Annotated in this window: 7 protein-coding genes; 6 read left to right on the forward strand and 1 reads right to left on the reverse strand. The window is 33.2% G+C overall.

Translation table 11 applies throughout. The features are described from left to right. The 6 genes from ACIQZC_RS06595 to ACIQZC_RS06620 form a co-directional block, all read left to right on the forward strand. Positions 1-2,666, forward strand: a 2,666-nt coding sequence (locus ACIQZC_RS06595) for a hypothetical protein (RefSeq protein ID WP_396138443.1), incomplete at its 5' end; no start/stop codon positions are given. Next, positions 2,659-3,078, forward strand: coding sequence for an rRNA maturation RNase YbeY (gene ybeY, locus ACIQZC_RS06600; RefSeq protein ID WP_396138444.1), 420 nt, complete (start codon positions 2,659-2,661; stop codon positions 3,076-3,078). The genes ACIQZC_RS06595 and ybeY, both read left to right, overlap by 8 nt. Positions 3,079-3,130: 52 nt before the next feature. Then, entirely contained in the window at positions 3,131-5,002 is a 1,872-nt protein-coding gene (gene mnmG / locus ACIQZC_RS06605; protein WP_396138445.1) for a tRNA uridine-5-carboxymethylaminomethyl(34) synthesis enzyme MnmG, read from the forward strand. A gap of 138 nt (positions 5,003-5,140) precedes the next feature. Then, on the forward strand, positions 5,141-5,989 hold the full coding sequence (locus tag ACIQZC_RS06610) for a class I SAM-dependent methyltransferase (RefSeq protein ID WP_396138446.1): 849 nt from the start codon (positions 5,141-5,143) through the stop codon (positions 5,987-5,989). A gap of 238 nt (positions 5,990-6,227) precedes the next feature. Then, positions 6,228-6,794 (forward strand): OmpH family outer membrane protein, encoded by a 567-nt coding sequence (locus ACIQZC_RS06615; RefSeq protein ID WP_396138447.1) that lies wholly within the window; start codon positions 6,228-6,230, stop codon positions 6,792-6,794. Positions 6,795-6,868: 74 nt separating this feature from the next. Next, positions 6,869-9,184, forward strand: coding sequence for a helix-turn-helix domain-containing protein (locus ACIQZC_RS06620; protein WP_396138448.1), 2,316 nt, complete (start codon positions 6,869-6,871; stop codon positions 9,182-9,184). Here ACIQZC_RS06620 and ACIQZC_RS06625 read toward each other — a convergent pair. Next, the gene (locus tag ACIQZC_RS06625; RefSeq protein ID WP_396138449.1) at positions 9,142-9,531 is read right to left on the reverse strand and encodes a DoxX family protein; all 390 of its coding nucleotides are present in this window, start codon (positions 9,529-9,531) and stop codon (positions 9,142-9,144) included. The two genes, ACIQZC_RS06620 and ACIQZC_RS06625, sit on opposite strands and share 43 nt — an antisense overlap. Positions 9,532-9,539 lie beyond the last annotated feature (8 nt).

Here is a 9,539-nt window from a genome sequence, read left to right on the forward strand (position 1 = left end):
CAGTAATTCCAGAAAATGTAGTTATTCAAATAGGATCCGAAGAATATTTTCTACAGAATACCAAACCGGGTTTTTTTGAATATACGTTTTCAAAATTATCAAAGGATGTTGTTTTTTCGCTTCAAGCTAATGGATTAAACTCTAAAGAATATCAAATTAAAGTAATTGACGTGCCTACGATTACTGACTTTAAAATGATTTTGAACTATCCTTCTTATTTAGGAAAAAAACCAGAAACAATTCAAGGATCTGGAAACGCCTTAGTACCTGAAGGAACTATTATCAATTGGAAAATAAATGCTGTTGCAACGGATAAAATTCTTTTAAAAACAGGTAGTCAAATTAGTCCGTTTGCACTTAAATCAAATAAGTTTTCTATTACCAGAAAAATTGTAGACCAATTAAACTATGAGGTAATTACTTCTAATCGAAAAATTACTGAATTTGAAAAATTAGGTTATCAAATTTCTATTATCAAAGACCAATTTCCTGTAATTTCAGTTCAAACCACACCTGATTCGCTTAAATTGAAAACCAAAGTGATTTTAGGTCAAATTTCGGACGATCACGGTTTGTCAAAATTACAAGTGGTTTTTTATCCTAAGGACAATCCAAAAGCTATTCGTAAAGCAAACTTATCTATAAAAAAACAAGCGGTTGATCAATTTATCTATACGTTTCCAAACGGATTAGTAATTGATAAAGGTCTAAATTATGAATATTACTTTGAAGTGTTTGATAATGATGTAGTTAATAATTTTAAAAGCACAAAATCAGCTGTTTTTTATCATTATGAACAAACGGAAGAACAAAAAGAAGATCAACAACTTAAAGAGCAAAACGAAAACATAAACAGTTTAGAAAAATCGCTGCACAATCAAGACAAACAAATGGCAGAATTAGACAAACTGCAAAAAATGAATAAAGAAAAATCAAATTTAGATTTTAAAGATCAGAAAAAGGTAGAAGAATTTATTAAGCGTCAAAAACAACAAGACGAAATGATGAAAGAATTTACTAAAAAGCTGTCTGAAAATTTAGAAGAATTTAATCCAAAAAAGCAAGATAAAGAGAAAGAAGAATTGCTCAGAAGATTGGAAGCAGCAGAAAAACAATCCGATAAAACAGAAAAACTATTAAAAGAGTTAGAAGAGCTTTCCAAAAAACTAGAAAAGGAAGAGCTTTTTGATAAAGCCGATAAGTTAAAGCAAAACGCAAAAAATCAACAGCAAAATTTAGAACAATTGGTTGAATTGACCAAACGTTTTTATGTAGAAAAAAAAGCCGAACAATTAGCTGATAAACTTGATAAACTTTCAGATAAGGAAGAAAAATTAGCTGATAGTGAAAAAGAAAATACAGAACAAAATCAGAACGAAATCAATCAAGCGTTTAAAGAGATTCAAAAAGAACTGCAAGATTTAGACCAAGAAAATAAAGAGTTAAAAGATCCGATGGAAATCCCAAACGACAAGAATGAGCAAGAAGATGTTAAAAAAGATCTTCAAAAGGCAGCTGACGAACTCAATAAAAACCAACCTAAAAAAGCACAACCCAAACAAAAATCGGCAGCAGCTAAAATGAAAGAAATGAGTCAAAAAATGGCTCAAGCTATGGATTCGGGCGAAATGGAGCAAATGCAAGAAGACGCTAAACTGCTGAGACAAATATTAGATAATTTATTAGCTTTTTCTTTTGACCAAGAACGATTAATTAAAACCACAAACACAGCGCAAACACGTTCTTTAGAATTAAATAAAGTCCTTAAAAAACAACAAGATTTAAAACAACAATTTAAACATGTTGATGATAGTTTATTTGCTGTTTCCTCAAGAAACCCGCGCATTACCGAAATCATTTTAAAAGAATTGAGCGATGTGCATTACAATTTAGATAAAACATTAGAATCTTTAGCCGATAACAACATTTCTAAAGGAGCATCACATCAACAATACACACTTACAGCAGCTAATCGTTTGGCCGATTTTTTAAGTAACGTGCAAAGCCAAATGAATATGGACATGCAAGGACAAGGACAAGGAAAACCAAAACCAGGAAAAGGACAGGGCTCGGGAATGCAATTACCAGACATTATCAAGAAGCAAGAAGGGTTAGGTGAAAAAATGAAGGACGGTATGAAACCGGGCGACAAACCCGGAAATAAGCCCGGTGAAGGACAAAAAAGCGGCAAAGACGGCAAAGACGGCAAAGGAGCTTCTGGAGATGGAAATCAAGAAGGTGAAAACGGATCAGAAGGGAATGCGGGTAAAGTCTTAGAGATATTGAAAGAGCAAAGACAACTTCGCGATGCTTTGCAGAAGGCACTTGAGAAGGAAGGCATGATGAACCAAGGCATGGATGCGTTACAACAAATGAAAGAAATTGAAAAGCAGCTAATCAATAAAGGTTTTAAAAACGAAGTGCTTCAAAAAATGCTAAATTTAAAACACGAACTTTTAAAGCTTGAGAAAGCCATTCAACAACAAGGAGAAGACACTAAGCGACAGTCAAAAACCAATGATAAGAGTTTTAACAATACTGCCGCTCCTCTATCAAAAGAATTAAAAGAATATATTAATAGTGTTGAAATATTAAACAGACAAAGCTTACCTTTGCAACCCAATTTTAATCAGAAAGTTCAAAACTATTTTAAAAAAGATGATTAGTTTTAATTACGAAACAGATTTTACCCTTGACAACGAATCAATCTATAAAGATTGGATTTTCAGAATTGTTGATTCTGAAGGATTCGAATTAGGTGAGATCAATTATATATTTTGTGATGACGAATATTTACATAAAATAAATGTTGAATATTTAAATCACGACACCCTAACCGATATTATTAGTTTTGATTATTCTGTAGGAAATATATTACAAGGTGATATCTTTATTTCAACAGAAAGAGTTTCCGACAACGCGAAGGATTTTAGGGTTGTTTTTGATGAAGAATTAAAGCGCGTTATGTCTCACGGAGTTTTGCATTATTGCGGATATAAAGACAAATCTACAGCAGACGAAGCGATAATGCGTTCAAAAGAAGATGAAAAAATTGCAATGTTTCACGTGGAACAATAAATAATGAAGATAATTTAATATGTTTCACGTGGAACATAAAAAATAAAATAAAATGTTTCTAAATCAATATGATGTAATTGTTGTGGGCGCTGGACATGCCGGTTGTGAAGCTGCTGCTGCTGCTGCAAACATGGGTTGTTCAACACTATTGGTAACAATGAACTTGCAGAACATTGCTCAAATGTCTTGTAATCCTGCTATGGGAGGAATTGCAAAAGGACAAATTGTTAGAGAAATTGACGCGCTGGGCGGTTATTCAGGTATTGTTTCAGACAAGACGGCTATTCAGTTTAAAATGTTGAATAAGTCAAAAGGTCCGGCAATGTGGTCGCCTCGAGTTCAATCTGACAGAATGCGCTTTTCAGATGAATGGCGTAGCATGTTGGAGAACACATCTAATCTTGATTTTTATCAAGAGATGGTTGCGGGATTACTTTCGGAAAATGGTAAAATTACGGGTGTTAAAACATCTTTAGGAATGGAGATTAAAGCTAAATCGGTAGTATTGACTAACGGCACATTTCTTAATGGTTTAATTCATATTGGAGAAAAACAATTTGGCGGAGGTCGTGCAGGAGAAAGCGCCTCTTTTGGAATAACTGAAGATTTAGTACAACTTGGTTTTGAATCAGGAAGAATGAAGACAGGAACCCCTCCACGTGTTGATGGGCGTTCGTTAGATTTTTCTAAAATGACTGAGCAACCTGGAGACGAATCACCTGAAAAATTTTCTTATACAAATCTTACGGCTCCATTAAAAACACAGCGGTCATGTTGGATGTCATATACATCGTTAGAAGTGCACGATATTTTACGCGAAGGGTTCGATAGAAGCCCAATGTTTAATGGAAGGATTAAAAGTATTGGACCAAGATATTGCCCTTCAATTGAAGACAAAATTAATCGCTTTGCTGATAAAGAAAGACACCAGTTATTTGTTGAGCCTGAAGGGTGGACCACATGCGAATATTACATCAACGGGTTTTCAACATCTTTACCTGAAGACATTCAATTTAAAGCATTACGTTCGGTTGCAGGATTTGAAAATGTAAAGTTTTTTAGACCAGGATACGCCATAGAATATGATTACTTCCCTCCTACGCAGTTGCAACACACTTTAGAAACTAAATTAGTGGAAGGATTGTATTTTGCAGGTCAAATTAACGGAACTACAGGTTATGAAGAAGCGGCTTCTCAAGGATTAATGGCCGGAATTAATGCGGCCTTAAAAGTTCAAAACCGCGAACCATTTATATTAAAAAGAGACGAAGCTTATATCGGAGTTTTAATCGATGATTTGATTACAAAAGGAACTGAAGAACCATACCGAATGTTTACTTCTCGTGCAGAATATAGAACCTTGCTTCGACAAGATAATGCAGATTATAGATTAACGCCAAAAGCATTCGAAATAGGTTTAGCCAAGGAAGAGCGTTTGATTCGAATGGAACAAAAATTTGCCCAATCAGATGCAATGGTAAATTTCTTTAAAGAAACAAGTTTAAAACCCGAAGAAGCAAATCCAATCTTAGAAGCGAAAGGGTCAGCACCTATGAACCAACCTGATAAAATGTTTAAAGTGTTCTCTCGTCCGCAATTAGATTTAGAAGATTTTAGAAAATTTAGTAAAGTTGCAGCCTACATTGAGGAGCATGATTTAGATCAAGAAGTAGTTGAACAAGCCGAAATTCAAGTAAAATATTCGGGCTATATAGAAAAGGAAAAAAACAACGCCGATAAGTTAACTCGTTTGGAAGACATGATTATCCCAGATAATTTCAATTTTGATAAAATCCAATCAATTTCAATAGAAGCAAAACAAAAATTAAACAAAATCCGACCAAGAACAATTGCACAGGCTTCACGAATTAGTGGTGTTTCGCCAAGCGATGTTTCAGTTTTGTTGATATATATGGGTCGATAAATGGAAAGTCGATTGCTGATTTAAGATTTTTGATTTCTGAAATCCATAATCATTATTCTTAAATCATCAATCAAATGTTTCACGTGAAACAACTTTGTAAACCCTAATAAAATAAGCTAGTACCATAAAATAAAATAAATGAATTTTTTAGAAGATAAGTGTTTTATTACCGTTAAAGATTTTTCAGTTTCAGGAGAATCTTTTTCCTTGTTGTTAAATGAAGAATACCAAATTTTAAAGACACACCCACAACCCACTTTAGATAAACTAGGTGCCTATTACGAATTTGAAGATTATATTTCGCATACCGATGGAAAGCGAACATTCTTTGAAAAAATGTATCATTTTATTAAAAGAAAAGCCATTCGTGATAAAGTGAACTTAATTAATTCGCATCAACCATCGAAAGGAAAAATATTAGATATTGGTGCTGGAACGGGAGATTTTCTTTTAGAGTGCAAAAACCAGAATTGGGATATTTTAGGAATTGAACCTAATGAAAAAGCAAAAGTTACTGCAGTTGGAAAAGGGATAAAAATTGGAGACACCATCGAACAATTAGAAAGCAATTCGTTTGATGTAATTACCATGTGGCATGTTTTAGAACACGTTCCAGATGTAGAACATCAAGTTGCCGAATTAAAACGATTACTAAAACCTTCGGGAACAATTATTATAGCGGTTCCTAATTTTAAATCGTATGATGCGAAGTATTATAAATCTAATTGGGCGGCTTATGATGTGCCAAGACATTTATGGCATTTTTCAAAAACCGCTATCGATAAATTATTTGATAAACAAAACATTAATTTAATAGAAGTAAAACCAATGTGGTTTGATAGTTTTTATGTATCGCTTTTATCTGAAAAGCACAAATCAGGAAAAATGAATTTTGTTTCAGGTTTTTTAATAGGTTTTATTTCAAATCTTGTTGGAATTTTTAAAAATGAATATTCATCGCATATTTACATCTTAAAAAACAAATAATTCGCGTTTTTAAGCGATTTAAGCGATTTTTAACAACAAGACAACTATTCGGTTTAAGAAAATTAGTTTTTCGCTTTAAGCGATTCCAATAAAGCCGTTTTTTATAATTCAAAACTATCATAATTAAAGTTCATGATAAGAATTACTTATACTGCATTAAAAAATAAAAAAACGAACAAATTTGCAACTTGACAACTTATTATTACATTTACAAAAAATTATAATTATTTACACCAAGATGAAAAAAGCCATTTTAATTTTAGCCGTTGCATTAAGCCTTTTTGCTTGTAACAAAAATGAAGGAAAATCAGGAAGTTTAAAAACAGCTTATATTGATACCGCAGAGATTTTAGAAAAATATGACAAATTCAAAGCAGAAGACGATAAATTCAAAGTAAAATCTGAAGAAATGGGTCGACCATTAGAAGCTAAAGTAAGAGCTTTTCAAGCTGAGGCGCAAAGTTTCCGTCAAAACGCTCAAGTAAAAGGTCCACAATGGGCACAACAAAAAGGTGCTGAACTTTCTCAAAGAGAACAACAATTAGGTGTTGAGCAAGATGCCTTATTACAACAATTACAACAAGAAGGCGGAGTTTTGAGAGATTCAATCATTAAAGAAGTAAAAGTTTTTATCAAAGAATACGGAAAAAAGAAAGGGTATGACTATGTATATGGAACAGGTGATGCCGCTACAATTTTATATGCTAAAGACACTTATAATATTACGAAAGATGTTTTAAAAGAGTTGAATGACAATTATAAAGCATCTGATAATAAATCGGAAAAAACAGAAGATAAAAAGTAACATCAAGTCCTGAGCAATCAGGACTTTTTTATTTCTAATGGTTTCGCTATATTTGTTTTTTAAATTTACGCCACATGGAACCATTATCAGCCGCCGCACATTACACCCTGCGATTTATTAATCAAACCAATAAATCAATCTTTCTCACCGGTAAAGCAGGAACTGGAAAAACCACACTTCTTAAAGAAATTATTGCTACAACACACAAAAATACAGTGGTTGTTGCGCCCACCGGGATAGCCGCTTTAAACGCAAATGGTGTTACAATTCATTCCATGTTTCAGTTGCCTTTTGCTGCTTTTATCCCCGATAATAAGCAACTTCCGCATTTTTCAGATACTGTAAAATTTGAAAATCGCGATTCGTTAGGCCGTCATTTTAAGATGAATAATGTAAAACGTTCCGTAATTCGAAATATGGAATTGTTGATTATTGATGAAGTTTCAATGCTTCGCGCCGATGTATTAGACGCAATAGACTTTATGATGCGAAAAGCACGAAGAAACGAACGCCCTTTTGGCGGAACACAAGTGCTTTTTATTGGCGATTTATTGCAATTGCCACCCGTCGTAAAAAATGAAGAGTGGGAAATGCTAAAGAAGTATTACCGAGGCATGTTCTTTTTCCATTCGCATATTATGCAACAATATCCACCATTATATATTGAATTGGATAAGATTTTCCGTCAAACGGATTCCGAATTTATTGCTGTTTTAAATAATTTAAGACTCAATAAAATCACTTCCAATGATGTGCAATTACTCAATCAATTTGTGCAACCAAAATTTGATCTTAAAAGTAATAAAGGATACATTATACTTACAACGCATAACGCTAAAGCAGATACCATAAACGCTCAGTCATTACAAGATTTAGAAGGGAAACAGTTCACTTATTTGCCTGAAATTACGGATGATTTTCCGGAAAAAATATTTCCATTAGACGAACACTTACAATTAAAAGTTGGCGCTCAAGTCATGTTTGTTAAAAACGATTTGAATTTTGAAAAGCAGTATTACAATGGTAAAATGGGCGTCATCAAATCGTTAACCGAAAAGGAAATTTTTGTTCATTTTCCTGAAGAAAAAAAGACCATCGAAGTAGAACGCTACGAATGGCAAAATATTCGCTATAAAGTAAACGAAAATACAAAAGAAATAGAAGAAGAAGTTATCGGAACTTTTGTCCATTACCCTATTAAATTAGCTTGGGCAATTACGGTGCATAAAAGCCAAGGACTAACATTTGACAAAGCAGCACTCGATGTGTCGCAAGTTTTTGCGCCCGGACAAGCCTATGTTGCTCTTTCGCGGTTACGTTCATTGAAAGGATTAATTTTACTTTCTCCGTTGCAAATGAACGGAATTTCTAGCGATGCAGAAGTGCTCAATTATGCTGAAAACAAAGCTTCTGAAGAAATCTTACAACATTCATTGGCCAAAGAAACCCAAGTTTTTTGGTTAAATACACTTATTAATGCATTCGATTTCAAAGAGTTAGCACAAGAATGGCGCAATCATTTGTTTAGTTTTAATGCCGAAGCGCCAAAATCTCCAAAAACAAAGCATAACGATTGGGCAAAAAATCAGAATGATAAAATTGCTGAAATTTTAGAACCATCTGGAAAATTTATGTCACAATTAAATACTATTTTTTCCGATGAAAATCTCGACATAAACTTTGTAAAAGAGCGATGCGATGCAGCTTATCAGTATTTTTTTAAAACATTAGATTGCGTTGCCGAAGAATTGCTGTTAAAGATTGAAGAAGTAAAACGCATCAAAAAAGTAAAGGCTTTTTATGACGAATTATTGGTGTTAGAAGAACTTCAAATCAAATCGATTTTACAACTTAAAAAGACAAAATTACTCACAAATATCATCGTCGAAGGAAAAGAAATTTCGAAGAAAAATTTAATTTCGGAAGACATGAATACCTATAAATTAAATAAGTTAGTAGTTGTGGCTGAACGTTTTAGAATTTCTCATGCCGCTTTAGTGGAAGATGACGAAGAGGTTTCATATTACACTGATTCGAAGAAGAAAAAAACAAAAGAGCCGAAAAAATCTACCTACGAAGACACCTTGGAATTGTGGAAACAAAACTTATCTATTTACGAAATTGCAAAACAACGAAAGCTAACGCCACAAACAATTTACAACCATTTTGCAAAGTTAATTCAAATGGAAATCGTGCAACTTTCAGACATTTTACCTGAAGATAAAATTTCTGATTTAAGAGCGGCTTTTAAAGCTTTTAAAGGTGAAAGTTTAGGTGATTTAAAAGAAATTCACGGGGATAAATTCTCTTGGGACGAGTTAAAATTGTATAAAGCGAGTTTAAACAATCAACTCAATAAAAACACCGCTAAAACCGCAGGAATAAAGTAAATCACAATAGTTCGAGCACCATCATAATCTTTAGCTAAACGCTGACCGAAAAGTAAAAAAAGTAACGTAATACATGAAATAATTGCACCATAATAACCCAACCCTTTTGTAACGGGTTGTTGCACAAAAAGCTGAATGATTCCAGAAACGCACAAAACACCAGCAACAATTTCTAAAAGAAGTACAATCATTAATGCTTGTGGAACTTGTTTGGCTAAAACGGTATTTGCAAAATGACTTTTTAGCCATTCAACGTTTCCTTTCCAGTCTTTAATTTTATCATAACCAGACTGTAAAAAAGTAATTGCTAATAAGGCCAAGACTAAAATAGGTGCAGCATCTGTCATAATTAAGT

The sequence above is a fragment of the Flavobacterium sp. genome (genome assembly GCF_044338735.1).
Lineage (GTDB): Bacteria > Bacteroidota > Bacteroidia > Flavobacteriales > Flavobacteriaceae > Flavobacterium.

Excerpts from the sequence above, each read along its gene's own strand:
- ACIQZC_RS06615 (WP_396138447.1), top strand. The coding sequence starts at position 6,228 with ATGAAAAAAGCCATTTTAATTTTAGCCGTTGCATTAAGCCTTTTTGCT.
- mnmG (WP_396138445.1), top strand. The coding sequence starts at position 3,131 with ATGTTTCTAAATCAATATGATGTAATTGTTGTGGGCGCTGGACATGCC.
- ACIQZC_RS06610 (WP_396138446.1), top strand. The coding sequence starts at position 5,141 with ATGAATTTTTTAGAAGATAAGTGTTTTATTACCGTTAAAGATTTTTCA.
- ACIQZC_RS06625 (WP_396138449.1), bottom strand. The coding sequence starts at position 9,531 with ATGACAGATGCTGCACCTATTTTAGTCTTGGCCTTATTAGCAATTACT.
- ybeY (WP_396138444.1), top strand. The coding sequence starts at position 2,659 with ATGATTAGTTTTAATTACGAAACAGATTTTACCCTTGACAACGAATCA.
- ACIQZC_RS06620 (WP_396138448.1), top strand. The coding sequence starts at position 6,869 with ATGGAACCATTATCAGCCGCCGCACATTACACCCTGCGATTTATTAAT.